This is a genomic window from Desulfurivibrio nitratireducens (assembly GCF_044068515.1).
Lineage (GTDB): Bacteria > Desulfobacterota > Desulfobulbia > Desulfobulbales > Desulfurivibrionaceae > Desulfurivibrio.
On sequence record NZ_JBIPKI010000003.1, the window covers coordinates 1 to 16,827 of the forward strand.

General features: G+C 56.0%; 32 protein-coding genes. All 32 read left to right on the plus strand.

Going from position 1 to position 16,827, the window contains the following annotated elements:
- The first annotated feature begins 22 nt into the window (after positions 1-22).
- Positions 23-331, plus strand: coding sequence for a 30S ribosomal protein S10 (rpsJ, locus tag ACHHTY_RS02125; RefSeq protein ID WP_395492503.1), 309 nt, complete (start codon positions 23-25; stop codon positions 329-331).
- 39 nt (positions 332-370) lie between these two features.
- A complete protein-coding gene (rplC, locus tag ACHHTY_RS02130; protein ID WP_395492504.1) occupies positions 371-1,003 on the plus strand; it encodes a 50S ribosomal protein L3 in 633 nt (210 codons plus the stop codon).
- Between the two features lie 71 nt (positions 1,004-1,074).
- Entirely contained in the window at positions 1,075-1,698 is a 624-nt protein-coding gene (gene rplD / locus ACHHTY_RS02135; RefSeq protein ID WP_395492404.1) for a 50S ribosomal protein L4, read from the plus strand.
- On the plus strand, positions 1,695-1,985 hold the full coding sequence (gene rplW, locus ACHHTY_RS02140) for a 50S ribosomal protein L23 (protein WP_395492405.1): 291 nt from the start codon (positions 1,695-1,697) through the stop codon (positions 1,983-1,985). The genes rplD and rplW overlap by 4 nt, the downstream gene beginning before the upstream one ends.
- A 52-nt stretch (positions 1,986-2,037) precedes the next feature.
- Positions 2,038-2,859: a 50S ribosomal protein L2 gene (rplB, locus tag ACHHTY_RS02145; protein WP_395492406.1), complete on the plus strand. Its 822-nt coding sequence runs from the start codon at positions 2,038-2,040 to the stop codon at positions 2,857-2,859.
- Positions 2,860-2,876: 17 nt separating this feature from the next.
- Positions 2,877-3,149 carry a 30S ribosomal protein S19 gene (gene rpsS / locus ACHHTY_RS02150; protein ID WP_395492407.1) on the plus strand — a complete coding sequence of 91 codons (273 nt, stop codon included), beginning with the start codon at positions 2,877-2,879 and terminating at the stop codon, positions 3,147-3,149.
- 35 nt (positions 3,150-3,184) lie between these two features.
- Positions 3,185-3,517, plus strand: a complete 333-nt coding sequence (gene rplV / locus ACHHTY_RS02155) for a 50S ribosomal protein L22 (RefSeq protein WP_395492408.1) — start codon at positions 3,185-3,187, stop codon at positions 3,515-3,517.
- Positions 3,518-3,573: 56 nt separating this feature from the next.
- Positions 3,574-4,239 (plus strand): 30S ribosomal protein S3, encoded by a 666-nt coding sequence (gene rpsC, locus ACHHTY_RS02160; protein WP_395492409.1) that lies wholly within the window; start codon positions 3,574-3,576, stop codon positions 4,237-4,239.
- A gap of 81 nt (positions 4,240-4,320) precedes the next feature.
- Entirely contained in the window at positions 4,321-4,737 is a 417-nt protein-coding gene (gene rplP, locus ACHHTY_RS02165; RefSeq protein ID WP_395492410.1) for a 50S ribosomal protein L16, read from the plus strand.
- Positions 4,734-4,925, plus strand: a complete 192-nt coding sequence (gene rpmC / locus ACHHTY_RS02170; protein WP_395492411.1) for a 50S ribosomal protein L29 — start codon at positions 4,734-4,736, stop codon at positions 4,923-4,925. The genes rplP and rpmC overlap by 4 nt, the downstream gene beginning before the upstream one ends.
- 48 nt (positions 4,926-4,973) lie before the next feature.
- On the plus strand, positions 4,974-5,234 hold the full coding sequence (rpsQ, locus tag ACHHTY_RS02175) for a 30S ribosomal protein S17 (protein ID WP_395492412.1): 261 nt from the start codon (positions 4,974-4,976) through the stop codon (positions 5,232-5,234).
- Between the two features lie 86 nt (positions 5,235-5,320).
- Positions 5,321-5,689 (plus strand): 50S ribosomal protein L14, encoded by a 369-nt coding sequence (gene rplN, locus ACHHTY_RS02180; protein ID WP_395492413.1) that lies wholly within the window; start codon positions 5,321-5,323, stop codon positions 5,687-5,689.
- A gap of 20 nt (positions 5,690-5,709) precedes the next feature.
- Positions 5,710-6,045: a 50S ribosomal protein L24 gene (gene rplX / locus ACHHTY_RS02185; RefSeq protein WP_395492414.1), complete on the plus strand. Its 336-nt coding sequence runs from the start codon at positions 5,710-5,712 to the stop codon at positions 6,043-6,045.
- Positions 6,046-6,108: 63 nt separating this feature from the next.
- Positions 6,109-6,648 carry a 50S ribosomal protein L5 gene (gene rplE / locus ACHHTY_RS02190; protein ID WP_395492415.1) on the plus strand — a complete coding sequence of 180 codons (540 nt, stop codon included), beginning with the start codon at positions 6,109-6,111 and terminating at the stop codon, positions 6,646-6,648.
- A gap of 21 nt (positions 6,649-6,669) precedes the next feature.
- Positions 6,670-6,855, plus strand: a complete 186-nt coding sequence (locus ACHHTY_RS02195) for a type Z 30S ribosomal protein S14 (protein ID WP_395492416.1) — start codon at positions 6,670-6,672, stop codon at positions 6,853-6,855.
- A 132-nt stretch (positions 6,856-6,987) separates the two neighbouring features.
- On the plus strand, positions 6,988-7,386 hold the full coding sequence (gene rpsH / locus ACHHTY_RS02200) for a 30S ribosomal protein S8 (protein WP_395492417.1): 399 nt from the start codon (positions 6,988-6,990) through the stop codon (positions 7,384-7,386).
- Between the two features lie 174 nt (positions 7,387-7,560).
- The gene (gene rplF / locus ACHHTY_RS02205; protein ID WP_395492418.1) at positions 7,561-8,097 is read left to right on the plus strand and encodes a 50S ribosomal protein L6; all 537 of its coding nucleotides are present in this window, start codon (positions 7,561-7,563) and stop codon (positions 8,095-8,097) included.
- A 75-nt stretch (positions 8,098-8,172) separates the two neighbouring features.
- A complete protein-coding gene (rplR, locus tag ACHHTY_RS02210; RefSeq protein WP_395492419.1) occupies positions 8,173-8,538 on the plus strand; it encodes a 50S ribosomal protein L18 in 366 nt (121 codons plus the stop codon).
- A 129-nt stretch (positions 8,539-8,667) separates the two neighbouring features.
- A complete protein-coding gene (rpsE, locus tag ACHHTY_RS02215; protein WP_395492420.1) occupies positions 8,668-9,174 on the plus strand; it encodes a 30S ribosomal protein S5 in 507 nt (168 codons plus the stop codon).
- Positions 9,175-9,197: 23 nt separating this feature from the next.
- Positions 9,198-9,389, plus strand: a complete 192-nt coding sequence (gene rpmD / locus ACHHTY_RS02220) for a 50S ribosomal protein L30 (protein ID WP_395492421.1) — start codon at positions 9,198-9,200, stop codon at positions 9,387-9,389.
- Positions 9,386-9,826 (plus strand): 50S ribosomal protein L15, encoded by a 441-nt coding sequence (gene rplO, locus ACHHTY_RS02225; RefSeq protein ID WP_395492505.1) that lies wholly within the window; start codon positions 9,386-9,388, stop codon positions 9,824-9,826. The genes rpmD and rplO overlap by 4 nt, the downstream gene beginning before the upstream one ends.
- An 11-nt stretch (positions 9,827-9,837) precedes the next feature.
- A complete protein-coding gene (gene secY / locus ACHHTY_RS02230) occupies positions 9,838-11,142 on the plus strand; it encodes a preprotein translocase subunit SecY (protein ID WP_395492422.1) in 1,305 nt (434 codons plus the stop codon).
- A gap of 12 nt (positions 11,143-11,154) precedes the next feature.
- Complete coding sequence (map, locus tag ACHHTY_RS02235) at positions 11,155-11,922, plus strand: type I methionyl aminopeptidase (protein WP_395492423.1); 768 nt, start codon at positions 11,155-11,157, stop codon at positions 11,920-11,922.
- A 116-nt stretch (positions 11,923-12,038) separates the two neighbouring features.
- On the plus strand, positions 12,039-12,266 hold the full coding sequence (gene infA / locus ACHHTY_RS02240) for a translation initiation factor IF-1 (RefSeq protein ID WP_395492424.1): 228 nt from the start codon (positions 12,039-12,041) through the stop codon (positions 12,264-12,266).
- A 27-nt stretch (positions 12,267-12,293) separates the two neighbouring features.
- Positions 12,294-12,407 carry a 50S ribosomal protein L36 gene (gene rpmJ, locus ACHHTY_RS02245; protein WP_395492426.1) on the plus strand — a complete coding sequence of 38 codons (114 nt, stop codon included), beginning with the start codon at positions 12,294-12,296 and terminating at the stop codon, positions 12,405-12,407.
- A 25-nt stretch (positions 12,408-12,432) separates the two neighbouring features.
- Complete coding sequence (gene rpsM, locus ACHHTY_RS02250; protein WP_395492427.1) at positions 12,433-12,801, plus strand: 30S ribosomal protein S13; 369 nt, start codon at positions 12,433-12,435, stop codon at positions 12,799-12,801.
- A 41-nt stretch (positions 12,802-12,842) separates the two neighbouring features.
- On the plus strand, positions 12,843-13,235 hold the full coding sequence (gene rpsK, locus ACHHTY_RS02255; RefSeq protein ID WP_395492428.1) for a 30S ribosomal protein S11: 393 nt from the start codon (positions 12,843-12,845) through the stop codon (positions 13,233-13,235).
- A gap of 48 nt (positions 13,236-13,283) precedes the next feature.
- Positions 13,284-13,913 carry a 30S ribosomal protein S4 gene (gene rpsD / locus ACHHTY_RS02260; RefSeq protein WP_395492429.1) on the plus strand — a complete coding sequence of 210 codons (630 nt, stop codon included), beginning with the start codon at positions 13,284-13,286 and terminating at the stop codon, positions 13,911-13,913.
- A gap of 101 nt (positions 13,914-14,014) precedes the next feature.
- Positions 14,015-15,043 carry a DNA-directed RNA polymerase subunit alpha gene (locus tag ACHHTY_RS02265; protein WP_395492430.1) on the plus strand — a complete coding sequence of 343 codons (1,029 nt, stop codon included), beginning with the start codon at positions 14,015-14,017 and terminating at the stop codon, positions 15,041-15,043.
- Positions 15,044-15,082: 39 nt separating this feature from the next.
- Positions 15,083-15,496 carry a 50S ribosomal protein L17 gene (rplQ, locus tag ACHHTY_RS02270; protein ID WP_395492431.1) on the plus strand — a complete coding sequence of 138 codons (414 nt, stop codon included), beginning with the start codon at positions 15,083-15,085 and terminating at the stop codon, positions 15,494-15,496.
- Positions 15,497-15,797: 301 nt separating this feature from the next.
- The gene (thiS, locus tag ACHHTY_RS02275) at positions 15,798-16,007 is read left to right on the plus strand and encodes a sulfur carrier protein ThiS (protein ID WP_395492432.1); all 210 of its coding nucleotides are present in this window, start codon (positions 15,798-15,800) and stop codon (positions 16,005-16,007) included.
- A gap of 1 nt (position 16,008) precedes the next feature.
- Positions 16,009-16,782 carry a thiazole synthase gene (locus ACHHTY_RS02280; protein WP_395492433.1) on the plus strand — a complete coding sequence of 258 codons (774 nt, stop codon included), beginning with the start codon at positions 16,009-16,011 and terminating at the stop codon, positions 16,780-16,782.
- Positions 16,783-16,827 lie beyond the last annotated feature (45 nt).

The window sequence follows — 16,827 nt, forward strand, 5'->3', positions numbered from 1 at the left end:
TAGTGATCAGGATAAAATCATGATTAATACTCAGAAAATTCGCATTCGCCTCAAGGGCTACGATCATAAGCTGATTGATCAGTCCACCGGCGAGATCGTTGAAACCGCCAAGCGGACCGGGGCGGCGGTGGCCGGCCCAATCCCTTTGCCGACCACGATCAACAAATTCTGTGTTCTGCGGGGACCCCATGTCGATAAAAAGTCCCGGGAACAATTTGAAATGAGGACTCATCGCCGCTTGCTGGACATTCTCGAGCCGACTCAGCAGACCATCGACGCTTTGATGAAGCTGGAACTTTCCGCCGGGGTCGATGTTGAGATCAAGCTCTAGGCCCGTAGCGGCTTATGTTAAGTAACGACAGGTGCAATGATGTCTAAGAAGATGGGTATGCTCGGCAGAAAAATGGGAATGACCCGGATCTTTTCCGAAACCGGTACTTCCATTGCCGTTACGGTTATCGAGGCCGGTCCTTGCGTGGTTCTGCAGAAGAAAACCGCGGCTAAGGAAGGCTATGACGCCATTCAAATCGGTTTTGGCCCCAAGAAGGAATCACGTCTCAACAAGGCTGAAAGCGGCCATGTCAAGACAGCCGGCAAGGGTGGCTTCCATCATATCAAGGAATTCCGGGTAACCGATCCCGGGGCCTATGAAGTCGGCCAGGAAATCAACCTTACCGATCTCCTCAACGTCGGCGATATCGTTGACGTTCGGGCCCGCACCAAGGGGCGCGGCTTCCAGGGAGTGGTCAAGCGTTATGGCTTCAAGGGCGGCCGGGCCACCCATGGTTCGATGTTTCATCGGGCTCCGGGCTCCATCGGCTGCAGTGCCTGGCCGAGCCGGGTCATCAAGGGCAAAAAAATGCCGGGGCAGATGGGTGATCGGATGATCACCAAGAAGAACTGCACGGTGATCGATATTCGCCCCGAACAGAACGTCATCGTTCTCAAGGGCGGGGTTCCCGGTGCCAAGCAGGCCCTGGTTCAGATCTATAAAAAGTCATGATTTTGATTGCCGGTCGCAGATTAATGCGGGTGTAGCCGGCAGTTGCTTATCCTTGTCAGGGGGTACCGATAATGGCGGTAACGGAAGTATATAATATCAAAAAGGAAAAAGTGGCTGACATCGAGCTTGATGACGCGCTTTTCAAGCTTGAGGTCAATCCTCACCTGCTGCATGATATCGTGCGGATGCAGCGCGCCAACCGGCGGGCCGGGACCGCCTGCACCAAGACCCGCAGTGACGTCAGCGCCAGCGGCAAAAAGCCCTGGAAGCAGAAGGGGACTGGTCGGGCCCGTTCCGGCAGCCGCAAATCACCCCTGTGGCGGGGCGGCGGCACTGTCTTTGGCCCTCGTCCCCGCAGCTATGCTTTCACCATGCCGCGCAAGGCGAGAAAGCTTGGCCTGCGGATGGCATTGAGCTCTCGTTTCAGCGATGATCTGGTGCTGGTTCTTGATGATTTTCGCCTGGATGAAGCCAAGACCCGTAATTTTGTCGAGGTAATGAACAATTTTGCCATCGACAGCGCCCTGATCGTGGTGCCCGGGAGCATAGACAGCCTCGAGCGTTCATCGCGCAACGTGCCCGGTTTCAAGGTGATGCCCACAGAGGGGCTCAATGTTTACGATATTCTGCTGCACAAGCATGTTATTTTGCTGCAGCCGTGCATCGAGCAATTGCAGGAGAGGTTGCTGTCATGAAAAATATTTACGAAGTCCTCAAGCGTCCGCGCTTGACCGAAAAGAGCATGGGGTTGCAGGAGAGTCACAACCAGATTGTGCTCCAGGTTGATCGCCGCGCCAACAAGAATGAAATCAAGCAGGCGGTGGAGAATATTTTCAGCGTCAAGGTCGAGAAGGTTCGGACCGCCAATCTGCCCGGCCGCAAAAAGCGCATGGGTCGTTATGTTGGCACCACCTCCGATTACAAGAAAGCCTTCGTTACCCTGAGCGCCGAGAGCAAGCTGGATTTCCTTGAAGAGCTTTAGAGGCTCGGCTTCCTGGCCCAGGCCGGCCGGAAACTAATTACTGGAGTTGCACATGGCACTGAAGACATATAAACCGACATCACCGGGACGTCGCACCCTGGTAACCGTGATCAACGATGACCTTTCCAAGGAAAGACCGGTCAAGGGACTGGTTCGGACCCTGAACAAGGCCGGCGGCCGTAACAACTACGGTCGAATCACCGCCCGTCACCAGGGCGGGGGCCATAAGCGCAAGTACCGGGTTATCGACTTCAAGCGCGATAAGGTCAATATTCCGGCCAAGGTGGCTGGCATCGAGTACGATCCCAACCGGACCGCCAACATCGCCCTGCTGCAGTATGTGGACGGAGAAAAGCGTTATATCCTCTCTCCCAATGGAGTGAAGGTCGGCGACATCGTCGAAGCGGGCGACCAAGTCGATATTAAGCCGGGCAACTGCATGCCCATGGGCAATATGCCTTTAGGCAGCGTTATCCATAATATCGAGATGAAAATCGGCAAGGGCGGTCAATTGGTGCGCAGCGCCGGCGTAGCGGCCCAGCTGATGGCCAAGGAAGGCGACCATGTGCTGGTCAAGCTCCCTTCCGGCGAGGTGCGGCGTTTTCACCGTTACTGCCGGGCCAGCATCGGCCAGGTCGGCAATATCGAGCATGAGAGCCAGAAACTGGGCAAGGCCGGTCGTAACCGTTGGCTGGGCCGCCGGCCCAAGGTTCGGGGCGTGGCCATGAACCCCATCGATCACCCCATGGGTGGTGGTGAAGGCAAGAGTTCGGGCGGTCGTCATCCTTGTACCCCGTGGGGCATCCCGACCAAGGGTTACAAGACCCGCCGGAACAAGAGCAGTGACAAGTACATTGTCAAGAAAAGATCCTAATCTAAGGGGGAGCAGAAGTGGCACGCTCAATTAAAAAAGGACCGTTTATTGATGAGCACCTTTTGAATAAGGTGGTCAGGGCCCGGGAAGATGGATCCCGCAAGGTTATTCAGACCTGGTCCCGCCGTTCCGATATTATTCCGGAAATGGTCGGCCTGACCTTTGCCGTGCATAACGGTAAGAAGTTCATTCCGGTTTTCGTGACCGAAAACATGGTCGGTCATAAGCTCGGTGAATTTTCACCGACCCGGACCTACTATGGTCACGCCGCCGATAAAAAGAAGAAGTAAAGCATAACGAATGATATCCAAGGAGTGGAATGGCGATGGAAGCTAAAGCGCTGGCCCGTAATATTCGTATTTCTCCCCAGAAGGCCCGCCTGGTAGCCGATCTGGTTCGCGGCAGCAAGGTTGAGACCGCGTTGAACACTTTGCGTTTCATGCCCAAGAAAGGGGCCCGGATTCTGCGCAAGGTCATCGAGTCGGCGGTGGCCAACGCCAGCCAGAACGAGGCGATTGACGTGGATAACCTTTATGTCAAAACCATCCATGTCGATGGCGGACCGACCCTGAAGCGGATCAGGCCGATGCCCATGGGTCGGGCCGGTCGGATCCTCAAGCGGAGCAGTCATATTACCGTAGTCCTTGATGAACAATAAGCATCGACGCTGATCGTCGGTGGCAAAAAAGCCAACCTTGTAAACGGAGGAAAATTTTGGGCCAGAAAGTCAATCCAATCGGTTTACGGCTGAACATCGTCCGGACCTGGGATTCCATTTGGTACGCCGACCGGGATTACGCCAGGAATTTTCTTGAAGATCAGGACTTGAGAAAATACCTCAAGAAGCGTCTTTATCATGCTGGCATTTCCCGGATCCAGATAGCTCGCACCGGCGAGAAAATCAGGGTCAAGCTCCATACCGCCCGCCCCGGCATCGTTATCGGCAAAAAGGGCTCGGAAATCGACACTCTCAAGGCTGACCTTGAGCGTCGTACCGGCCGCTCCTGCGCCCTGGATATCCAGGAAGTCCGCCGGCCCGAGGCCGACGCCCAGCTGGTGGCGGAAAACGTCGCCCAGCAGCTTGAACGCCGGGTAGCTTTTCGCCGGGCCATGAAGAAAGCGGTCAATATGGCCTTGAAGTTCGGAGCGAAAGGGATTAGGATTGCGTGTTCCGGTCGTCTCGGGGGGGCGGAAATGTCCCGGCGCGAATGGTACCGGGAAGGCCGAGTTCCTCTGCATACCCTGCGGGCCGACATCGATTACGGCCTGGCCGAAGCGCATACCACTTACGGGGTGATCGGAGTCAAGGTTTGGATTTTCAAGGGAGAGGTTCTCAGCAACGAGGACCAGCGCGGGCTCGAGGATCAGGCCCAGGCTTGAGCTTCCCCCATCGTGCTGCGGCGAGTTATCAGTGCTCCGGTCGCAGCATTATTTTACTGCTAACGACGGTAGGTTTAGACCATGCTTAGTCCGAAAAAAGTCAAACATAGAAAAGTTTTCAAAGGCCGGATGACCGGAGCGGCCCAGCGCGGCTCCTCCATCGCCTATGGCGAATTCGCCCTGAAAGCTGTGGGTTGTGGCTGGATGACCGCCCAGCAGATTGAGGCCGCCCGTATTGCCATCAACCGCAAAGTAAAACGGGGCGGCAAGATGTGGATCCGGATTTTTCCCGATAAACCTTTTACCAAAAAGCCGGCGGAAACTCGGATGGGTAAAGGTAAGGGCAGCCCCGAGGGTTGGGTGGCGGTGATCAAGCCGGGCCGGATTCTTTATGAGCTGGCGGGAGTTGAAGGTGAGCTGGCCCGGGAGGCTCTGCGGCTGGCGGCCAACAAGCTTCCCTTCCCCACTAAGATTATCGAGTTGGATACAACGTTATGAAAATCAAAGATATCCGCGACTTGAGCCGCGAGGAACAGCTGAACAAGGTCCGCGAACTTTCGGAAGAGCTTTGCCGGCTGAAGTTCAATCATGGCATCCGCCCCCTTGAGAACACGGCCAAGATCCGTCAGACCCGTCAAACCATCAGCCGGATTAAAACCATTCTCCGGGAAGAAAACGCGGCCTAACGGTGTCGGGAAAACTCTGCTAACAAAATTTTTACCGGGATTGGATAAATGAGCGCAGGACAAGGAACCAGAAAAACCCAGGTCGGCGTGGTGGTGAGCAACAAAATGGATAAAAGCATCGTTATCCAGACCACCAGCTTCGCACCCCATAAGCTTTACGGCAAGTACATCCGGAGCCACGCCAAGTATATGGCCCATGATCCGGAAAACAGTTGCAATATCGGCGACCGGGTGCTTATCGAGGAATGCAGACCCTTAAGCAGTAAAAAGCGCTGGCGCTTGCGGGCCATTCTGGAAAAGGCAGTATGATCGGGTTGTGGGCCAGTGGCGAATTAACCAATCCCTGGCGGCAGAGGGGATTGGATCGAATGACTGCCGGATAAGCAGGTGAAATCATGATTCAAACGCAGACGATATTAAATGTGGCCGACAACTCAGGGGCCAAAAAAGTGATGTGCATCAAGGTCCTGGGGGGAACTGGCCGCCGCTATGCCAGCATCGGCGACGTGGTGGTGGTTTCGGTCAAGGAAGCGATTCCCAATGCCAAAGTGAAAAAGGGCGATGTGGTTAAGGCCGTGGTGGTCAGGACCAAGAAGGAGATTCGTCGGCTTGAGGATACCACCGTTCGGTTCGATGAAAATTCAGCCGTCCTGGTTAATAATGCCGGCGATCCCATCGGGACCCGGATTTTCGGACCCGTGGCCCGCGAGCTGCGTCCCAAGGGATTCATGAAGATCGTTTCCCTGGCCCCCGAAGTTCTTTAGCCCCTTTAAGGATTAAGACAATGCAGAATGCCAAGACACATATCAAGGTTAACGACCGGGTTGAAGTGATCGCCGGCGGCGACAAGGGCCGGGTCGGCAAGGTTATCCGGATCGACCGGAACCGTGGCCGGGCAGTGGTGGAAAAGATCAATATGATCAAACGCCACACCAAGCCCAACGCCCTTAATCAACAGGGCGGGATCATCGACAAGGAAGCCCCGGTGGCGATTTCCAACCTGATGCTGATCTGTCCCAAATGCGCCAAGACTTCGCGGGTAGCACGCAAGGCCCTCGAAGACGGCACCCGGGTCAGGATCTGCAAAAAGTGCGGTGAGTCCGTGGAAGGCAAGGCCTGATCCCGTTCTTGAAAATGCAGCTGAATATTGGCAAGGAAGATTACGCGCTGGAGGCGTTTGAGCATGGCAGGAATGAAGCAGTTATATCTCGATGAGGGTGTGCCTCAACTCATGAAGGAGTTCGGGTATCGCAATATCATGGAGGTGCCCAAGCTGGAAAAGATCACCCTGAATATGGGGCTTGGTGAAGCGGTCCAGAATCCCAAGATCGTTGAGAGCGCCAGCCAGGAGCTGACCCTGATCGGGGGCCAGAAAGCGGTGGTGACCAGGGCCAAGAAGTCCATCGCCACCTTCAAGCTGCGGGAGGGCATGCCCATCGGCTGCCGGGTTACTCTGCGCGGTGACCGGATGTATGATTTCATGGCCAAACTGATCAATATCGCCTTGCCCCGGGTGCGCGACTTCCGCGGGGTTTCGCCCAAGGCCTTCGACGGCCGCGGCAATTTTGCCCTGGGCATCAAGGAACACATCATTTTCCCCGAAATTGACTACGATAAAATCGATAAGATTAAAGGTTTGAACATTGCCATTACGACCACGGCCAAGAGTGACGAGGAAGGCCGTTTTCTGCTGCGGGCAATGGGCATGCCCTTTAGAAAATAAAGCAAGGGCGGGAGGCTCGAGTTGGCTAAGAAATCGATGATTGCAAAGTGTAACCGGAAGCCGAAGTTCAAGGTTCGTGATTATAATCGCTGCGGCCTTTGCGGCCGGCCTCGGGCCTATTACCGCAAGTTTGGCGTATGTCGAATCTGCCTGCGTTCCCTGGCCTCCAAGGGTGAAATTGCCGGGGTGACCAAGTCAAGCTGGTAAATCGGCTTTTGTCCGCCCGCCTTAAGCGGCGGCGCTTGCAGCAAACCGACAGGATGCCGGACGTGCTCAGTCGGTGGAGCGGCTTTTTTGCGGAGCCGACAAATATCAATAAGGGTACAGGAGTCTGAAGCAATGGCGATGAGTGATCCCCTGGCCGACATGCTGACCAGGATACGTAATGCCGGCATGGTGGGCCATGAAAGCGTAATGGTGCCGCTTTCCAAGATCAAGCAAGGGATGGCCGAGATTCTTAAGCAGGAAGGCTTTATCGGCGCATACGAGATCGTTGAGGACAACAAGCAGGGCATGATCAGGATAACCCTGCGTTATGACGAGAACAATGCGCGGGTTATCAGCGGCATCCGGCGTAAGAGCAAGCCCGGGCGGCGGCTTTATGTCAAGCATGATCAGATTCCCAAGGTGATGAGCGGGCTCGGCGTGGCCATCCTGTCCACCTCCAAGGGGGTTATGACCGACAAGCAGGCCCGGAGTCAGCAAGTCGGTGGCGAGATCCTCTGCGAAGTTTGGTGATGGTCTTCAATTTTCAGCAACGCCATTGTGCCTGAGTCAGCGGCTGGCTTTGCATACTGGAGAGGCGGCTGGTTCGGTCTCGGGCAATGACGGCCCAGTTGATCTGGTGCTTGTTAAAAACAGGATGGCTGAAGGTGATCGATCATCCTGTTTTTTCTGATAAGGAGCGACAAAATGTCCAGAATTGGTAAGCAGCCCATTGATGTGCCCGGCCAGGTCAAGGTCGATATCAAGGGCAGCAAGGTAACGGTTAGTGGCCCCAAAGGCAAGCTGGACCGGGAGGTACGCCCGGAGATTGCCTTGGAGCAGAAGGATGGTCAGATCCTGGTCAAGGCCAAGGACGACAGTCAGCGCACTCGGGCTTTTACCGGCCTCACCCGCACCCTGATCAACAACATGGTGATCGGGGTGGAAAAGGGATTCCAGAAAAAACTTCTGGTTGAAGGGGTTGGTTACCGGGTTGAAGCCAAGGGCGATACCCTGAACCTAAGTGTCGGCTATTCCAATGTGGTGGCTTTCCCTTTGCCCGCCGGGGTCAGCGCCGGGGTTGAAAAGAACGCCGTCACCCTCGAATCCATCGATAAGGAGCTCCTTGGCCAGACGGCGGCCATGATCCGGGCGGTGCGTAAGCCCGAACCCTATAAGGGCAAGGGTATTCGCTACGAAAACGAATACATTGCGCGCAAGGCCGGGAAGACCAAGTCCAAGTAATGCCGACAAACATCCCGTTGCTTCGGGGTTGAGCCGGTTCGTGATTAACAGGTTGTTGGTTATAAGGCGAAGAAAATGGCGAAGAATATCAGCAGGGCGAGCGCCCGCGACAAGCGTATCAAGCGGATCAGAAAAAAGATATCCGGGACCACCGAACGTCCGCGTCTGCGGGTTTTCAAGAGTGCCCGCCACATTTACGGCCAACTGATCGATGATGCCAGCGGTCATACCATCGTAGCCACGTCCACCTGCGGCAAGGGTTTCAATACCGGTGAGGGTCAGGACAAAACCGCCCGGGCCAAAGCGGTTGGCCTGCGCCTGGCCGAACTGGCCAAGGCCAAAGGGGTGGAACAGGTGGTTTTCGATCGCGGCGGCTATATCTATCATGGCCGGGTCAAGGCCCTGTCCGAGGGCGCCCGCGAGGGTGGCTTGAATTTTTAGCAACCTTGCGGAATGCCTTGAACTCAGGGCCGGTAATGGCCCGACAACAAGTTACGGAGCGTACCCCGTCGTCGTCGCTGCTATAGCCGACGGCGACAATTTTTAATCCATCATGCTTGGGGGTGTACCTTGGCGGAATACAAAAGCGGCAATATCGACGATCAATTGATCGAAAAGATTGTCTTCATCAACAGAACGGCCAAAGTGGTCAAGGGTGGTCGGCGTTTCAACTTCAGCGCCATTGTGGTGGTCGGTGACGGCAAGGGCCGGGTTGGTTACGGCCTGGGCAAAGCCAACCAGGTCCCGGAGGCTATCCGCAAGGGCGTGGAGAAAGCCCGCAAGGACATGAAGCTGGTCTCCGTCAGCGAGGTAAGCATTCCCCATGAAATCATGGGCAAGTTCGGAGCCGGCCAGGTTCTGCTCAAGCCCGCCGTTGAGGGCACTGGCGTTATCGCCGGCGGTCCGGTGCGGGCGGTGCTGGAGGCGGCCGGAATCCACAACGTCCTGACCAAATGCATCGGCTCGCACAATCCCCACAACATGGTTAAGGCAACACTGGATGGATTGCGCCGTTTGCGGAGCCCCCGCCGCATCGCGGCGATGCGCGGCAAGAATGTTGAAGAAATCACGGCTTAGCACGCTGCTATTTGAGGAATATCATGGCTACAAATGATCTCAGGCTGACCCTGCGCAAAAGCGCCATCGGCAGTACGACTAAAATTCGTCAGACCCTGACCGGTTTGGGGCTGACCAGAACCAACAAGACCATTGTGCGCAAGGACACCCCGGAAATTCGTGGTATGGTCGCAAAGGTCCGTCACTTGGTGGACGTGGAGGAAATTTCATGCTGACTCTGAGCAACCTTTCACCGCATCCCGGATCCCGCAAGCCCAGGAAAAGACTCGGTCGCGGGCCCGGTACCGGCCATGGCAAGACCTCCGGTCGGGGCCATAAAGGTTTCAAGGCCCGTTCCGGCAGTGGGATCAAACCCGGCTTCGAGGGCGGCCAGATGCCTCTGCAGCGGCGTTTGCCCAAAAGGGGCTTTCGCAATCCCTTCCGCAAGCAATACGCCGTGGTCAACGTCCAGGATCTAAATCGCTTTGATGCCGGAACCATGGTGGATCGGGCCGGGCTCGAGGCTGCCGGCCTGATTTCCGCAAAGGATGAGCTTATCAAGGTATTGGGCGATGGTGAACTGACCGTTTCCTTGACCGTGATGGTGGACAAGGTCAGCGATTCCGCTCGCCGCAAGATCGAAGCCGCCGGCGGCAATGTCGGCGCCGCCTGAGAGGATATTTCATGCAGGCAGGGGTTCGAAGTGCTGCCAACATACCGGAGTTGCGTCGCCGGATATTTTTTACCCTGGCCATGCTGGCGGTATACCGGGCCGGGGTCCAGGTTCCGACCCCGGGCATCAACGGTGAGGCCATAACCGATTTTTTTGCCCAGGTCGGCGGCCTCTTTGACATGTTCAACATGTTCTCCGGCGGAGCGCTGGAAAATTTTTCCATCTTTGCCCTGGGGATCATGCCCTACATCAGTGCGTCCATTATCTTTCAGCTGTTGACCGTGGTGGTGCCCCATCTCGAGGCTCTGAAGAAAGAAGGCGAATCCGGCCGGCAGAAAATTACCCAGTATACCCGCTATGCCACCATTGGCCTGGCCATGGTGCAGGGCATGTTCATCAGCATCGGCCTGGAAGGAATGAGCGCTCCCGGCGGCGCCCCCATCGTTATTGACCCGGGCTGGGGCTTTCGCTTGATGACCATGCTGACCCTGACCTGTGGTACCGCCTTTATCATGTGGCTGGGCGAGCAGATGACCGAACGGGGGATCGGCAACGGAATTTCCCTGATCATCTTTGCCGGCATTGTCGCCAGCATGCCGGCGGCTTTGGCCAATACCTTCCGGATGGTGGGCACCGGTGAACTGGCGTTGATCTTTATCCCTCTGCTGCTGATCCTGGTCCTTGGCGTTACCGGCTTTATCGTCTTTGTCGAAACCGCCCAGCGCCGGGTTCCGGTCCAGTACGCCAAGCGGATGGTGGGGCGGAAGATGTACGGCGGCCAGCAATCCCATTTGCCCCTTAAGGTTAATATGGCCGGGGTTATTCCGGCGATTTTCGCCTCCTCCATTATGATGTTTCCCGAAACCGTGGGCAACTTCATCCAGATCGACTGGGTCCAGCGGATGAGTGCGGCCATGGCTTGGGGCAGTTTGCCCCATACCGTCATTTTTGTCGCCTTTTTGATTTTCTTCTGCTTTTTTTATGTGGCGGTGACCTTTAACCCGGTCGATGTTTCGGAAAACCTCAAGCGCAACGGCGGTTTTATCCCCGGCGTGCGGCCGGGCAAGAAGACCGCCGATTTTCTCGATAAGGTAATTACCCGGCTTACGGTGGTGGGAGCCATTTATATCAGTGCAATTTGCGTGTTGCCCACGGTGCTGATTTCAGAATTTAACGTTCCCTTTTATTTTGGCGGCACGGCGCTGCTTATTGTGGTCGGGGTGTCCATCGACACCATCGGCCAGATTGAGTCCCACACCATGATGCGTAATTATGACGGCTTCTTGAAGCAAGGGCGTTTCAAGGGGCGGAGATAACAGGTCGATTTCATGACTAATGCGGTTGTCTTGAAATCGGCGGCGGAAATCGAAATCATGCGCGGGGCCAACCGGATTGTGGCCGGGGCTCTGGCCATGCTTGGCGAGCGGATCAAGCCGGGAGTCACAACCACTCAACTTGATGCCTGGGCCGAAGAATATGCCCGGGATCGCGGTGGGATTCCGGCCTTCAAGGGATATCGTGGTTTCCCGGGCAGTCTTTGTGTTTCCTTGAACGAGCAGGTGGTGCACGGCATTCCCTCCAATAAGGTGGTGATCCGTTCCGGAGATATCGTCAGCATTGATTTTGGCGTCAAGTGGCGGGGATATTACGGTGATGCCGCCATTACGGTGCCGGTGGGCGAAGTCGGCGCCCAGGTCAGGGAATTGCTCCGCGTTACCCGTGAATCGCTGAACCGGGCCATTGCTCAGGTGCAGGTTGGCAATCGGATCAATGATATTTCCCGGGCGGTCCAGGAATATGTTGAAAAGCACGGCTTTTCGGTGGTGCGGCAGTTTGTTGGCCATGGCATAGGCAGTCAACTGCATGAGCCCCCGGAAATCCCCAACTATGTGCGCAGCAACGGCTCGCCCCGCCTGATGGCCGGGATGGTTCTGGCCATCGAGCCCATGGTCAATATCGGGACCGCCGAAGTGAAAATTCTGGCCGACGGCTGGACGGTGGTGACCAGGGACAAAAAATACTCCGCCCACTTTGAGCATTCGGTGGCCGTCACCGAGAACGGCCCTCTGGTACTCAGTGCCTGGGAGTTACGATAGACCGACCCAGGGCTCGCGGACAAAAAATAAGCGGCAGGATTTTTTTTTTAGGTTATAATCACCAATTTTCCATTTGCCGCTATAAAGAAAGCGGGCCCAATCAGAACTGGAAGGATATGGCTAAGGAAGAACCGATTACGGTTGAGGGTACCATCATCGAGCCGTTGCCCAATGCGATGTTTCGCGTTGAGTTGGATAACGGCCACCGGGTGTTGGCCCATATTTCCGGCAAGATGAGGATGCATTTCATTAAGATTCTGCCCGGGGACCGGGTTACGGTGGAGCTTTCCCCCTATGACCTGACCCGAGGGCGGGTGACCTTTCGCTCCAAGAACAAGCGTTAGGTCAATTAGCGATAGCGAGGTGCGGTGATGAAAGTACAGGCTTCCGTAAAAAAGATCTGCAGCGAATGTCGAGTCTTTAAACGCAATGGCGTGGTGCGGGTTTCTTGCAAAAACAAGAAGCACAAACAGCGTCAGGGATAATTTTTTTTGTCAATGGAGGTAAACCTTGGCCCGTATAGCTGGTGTTGATATCCCTAAAAATAAGCATATGGAAGTGGCTCTGACCTATATCCACGGGATCGGGCGACCTTCTGCCCGTAAGATCCTCGACAAGGTAAAGCTGCCCCACAACCGTAATAGTGACGAACTTACCGAGGTCGAAGTAGCTGATATCCGCAAGGTCATTGAAGAAGAATTTGTGGTTGAAGGTGACCGGCGCCGGGAAGTCGGCATGGATATTAAGCGCCTGATGGACCTGGGCTGCTATCGCGGCCTGCGTCACCGTAAGGGTTTACCTTGCCGGGGGCAGCGTACCCACACCAACGCAAGGACCCGTAAAGGTCCCCGGCGGGCCGCGGTTAAATCCAAGAAATAAAAGCCTTAATTAAATAACCAGGAATCAATTCAGGAGAAGCAATGGCTAAGGCTAAGACCGTTCGTCCTCGCAAGAAGGACAAAAAAAATGTCCCCGAGGGGATTTGCTTTATTAAATCCACCTTCAACAATACCATTGTTACCTTCGCCGACCCCCGCGGGAACGTAATTTCCTGGTGCAGTTCCGGTTGTCTCGGCTTCAAGGGCTCCCGTAAAAGTACCCCCTTTGCCGCCCAGAATGCCGTCGAGACCGCGGTAAAGAAAGCTCAGGATCATGGCCTGCGCAAAGTTGAGGTGCGGGTCAACGGGCCGGGACCGGGCAGGGAATCAGCGATCAGAGCCTTGCAGGTGGCGGGAATCGAGGTCAACGTTATTCGCGATATCACTCCGCTGCCTCATAACGGATGCAAGCCTCCCAAGCGGCGGCGAGTCTGAGCGACAGCGATTTTAAGCACTTCAGTTCAGTGAACAAGGAGAGACCAAGTGGCCAGATATACAGGTGCGGTTTGCCGGCAGTGTCGGCGTGAAAAACTCAAGCTTTTTTTGAAGGGAGACCGCTGCTATTCTGATAAATGTTCGTTTGAGCGGCGTTCCTATGCTCCCGGTCAGCATGGCCAGGCCAGGCTGCGCAAGGTTTCCGACTACGCCCTGCAGCTGCGGGAAAAGCAAAAAGTTAAACGTATCTACGGGATGCTCGAAGGCCAGTTTCGACGCTATTTCGTTGAAGCCGAGCGGCGCCGCGGGGTAACCGGCGAAAACCTCCTGCAACTGCTGGAGTCCCGCCTGGACAACGTGATTTACCGGCTGGGATTTGCCGGTTCCCGTAATCAGGCCCGTCACTTGGTGCGTCACAACCATTTTCTCCTAAACGGCCACAAGGTTAATATTCCTTCCCTGCAGGTCAGCGTTGGCGACGTGATTACGCTTCGCGAGAAATCCCGCGAAGTCGTAGCCATCAAGGAAAGCTTGTCCGCCATGGCCCGCCGTGGAGTGCCTTCCTGGCTGGAATTGAACCAGGAAGCCTTTGCCGGCTCCGTCAAGACCGCCCCCAATCGCGAGGAATTGACCCTCCCGATTCAGGAGCAGTTGATCGTCGAGCTTTACTCCAAGTAGGCCATTGGCGTAACGGCTTCGCTTTTGCGGGCCCTCTTCAGGGTTTGAGTCGCTTCATTCAAGCCGGCCCCAAACCTCAGCCCAAGGAAAATCAGGACAAAATGACGAAAGAGACTGATAAATTTTACCGCAACTGGCATAACTTGATTGTTCCCGAACGCCTTGAGGTCGACCAGGATACCCATAGTGCGAGTTTCGGCAAATTTACCTGCCAGCCCCTGGAGCGCGGCTTTGCCACCACCATTGGCAACTCCCTGCGGCGCATTCTGCTTTCCTCGATCCAGGGCGCGGCCATCGTCGCGGTCAAGATCGAAGGAGTGCTCCACGAGCTTTCCACCATTCCCGGAATCAAAGAAGATGCCACCGAGATTATTTTGAACCTTAAGGAGGTGCGTCTCAGGCTTCATTCCTCCAAGCCGCGGATGGTGCGGATTGCCAAGAGCAAAAAGGGGATCGTCACCGCAGCTGATATTACCGGTGATTTGCAGGTGGAGGTGATGAACCCCGATCAGCATATCTGCACGATTACCGGCGACGGCAGCTTTAACGCCGAGCTCGAGGTTTGCTGGGGCAAAGGTTACGTGCCGGCGGAGAAGAACAAAAAAGAAGAGCAATCCATCGGGGTGATCCCCATTGATGCCATTTTTACGCCGATCCGCAACGTCAAGGTCATTACCAGCCAGGCCCGGGTCGGTCAGCAGACCGACTTTGACAAACTGACCCTGGAAATCACCACAGATGGCAGTGTGCGCCCCGAAGACTCCTTGGCCTATGCCGCCAAGATCCTCAAGGAGCAAATGCAGGTTTTCATCAATTTTGACGAAGACGCAGTGATTCCCGCCCATAAAGATGCCGAGAGCGGGGAAAAACCCAAGCTCAACGACAATCTCTATCGCAGTGTTGAAGATCTCGAGCTTTCAGTGCGTTCCGCCAATTGCTTGCGTAATGCCGAAATCCGCTATATCGGCGAACTGGTCCAGAAAAGTGAAGCGGAAATGCTCAAGACGAAAAACTTTGGCCGCAAGTCATTGAATGAAATCAAGCAGCTGCTTGCCGAGATGGATCTCTATCTGGGAATGAAGATCGATGGTTGGGTTCAGCCCACCGCCGGGCCGGAAGGCGAAGAATAAATTTGAATACGGGAATGTAATCCCTGCGAGGATATAGTCATGCGACACAACAAAAGTGGCAATCGCTTGTCACGCACCACCTCCCATCGCCAGGCGATGATTCGCAACATGGTCACTTCTCTGCTCGAGCACGAGCGGATTGTCACCACCACCGCCAAGGCCAAGGAGGTCCGCAAGGTGGCTGATAAAATGATCACCCTGGCCAAACGCGGCGATCTTCATGCCCGCCGGCAGGCGCTGGCCGTGGTGCGCGACAAACAGGTGGTGGCCAAGCTTTTCGATACCCTGGGCGCGGAATACCTTGAGCGGCAGGGCGGCTACACCAGGATTATCCGCACCGGTAATCGTTTGGGCGATGCCGCCTCCATGGCGATTCTTGAACTGGTAAATTATCGCGAGAAAGAAGCGGAAGCCGTGGCGGCACCGCCAGCGGCGGCGGCAAAACAAGAGTAGCAGCGCCTGTAAATTTTCTGATTTTTCCGACAAAAGCCGGCATAAATTGCCGGCTTTTGTCGTTTTCGTCCAATTCTTGCCAGGGTTGGAGCCACTCGGAGCCGTTGGCCGCCTGGCAGTTGAAAACTGCTACCCAATTTTTGATGGTTAGGGTAATATATTTTCTTTGATCAGTCCCCGCCTGATTACACGCCGGTTGTCTGGTTTTTCCTGCCAACAAGCAGTCCTTCCTGGTGTGGACTTTGGCCCCGCTGCAAGGGCTGCTGGCGGCGGGCAAACCCCCCTTTATTCAGTGAACCCGATGGAAACCCTGCAAATCATCTGTAACGGCGAAATTCGTCGGGTCGCCCCGGGGACCACGGTGGATGCCTTGATCCGTGAATTAAGGCTGGACCCGGCCCAGGTGGCCGTTGAACTCGACGGCCGGATCCTGGCGCGCCGAGAACTGGGCCATATTACTCTGGCGGCTGATTCCCGCCTGGAATTGATCCGCTTTGTAGGAGGAGGCTGAGATGTTGAGCATTGCCGGCCGGACCTTTCGCTCCCGGCTTTTTACCGGCACCGGCAAGTTTGCCTCGGCTCCGGTGATGAAGGCGGCCCTGGAAGCGTCGGGCAGTGAGATGGTCACGGTAGCCCTGCGGCGGGTGGATTTGCATGATCCTGCCGACGATATCATGGCCGCGCTTGACCGGGAGCACTTTTTTTTCCTGCCGAACACTTCCGGGGCCCGCGATGCGGCCGAGGCCGTCCGCCTGGCTCATCTGGCCCGGGCCGCCGGGGGGACCAACTGGCTTAAGCTGGAAGTAACCCCTGATCCCCGGACTTTGCTGCCGGACCCGGTGGAGACCCTGAGGGCCACGGAACAATTGGTGGCCGAAGGTTTCGTGGTTCTGCCTTATATCAATGCCGACCCGATTCTGGCCTTGCGCCTGCAGGATGCCGGAGCGGCGGCGGTGATGCCCCTGGGTTCACCCATCGGCACCAACCAGGGTTTGCTGACCCGATTCCAGGTGGGGATCATCATTGAGCAGGCCCGGGTTCCGGTGGTGGTTGATGCCGGTCTCGGCCTGCCTTCCCACGCCGCCGAAGCCATGGAGCTGGGGGCCGATGCGGTGCTGGTCAACACCGCCATCGCCGTGGCTGCTGATCCGATTAAAATGGCCCGGGCCTTTGCCGCCGCCGTGGAGGCCGGCCGGCTGGCCTACGAGTCCGGACCGGGCGAGAAGCGCTCCCGGGCGGAGGCCTCCTCCCCCCATGGCGGGCTCGATTTCCTGCGTGATGAATAGCCCGGCTCCCCCCAGTCTAGGAGCCCGGCCCAGCCAGTTCCGGCA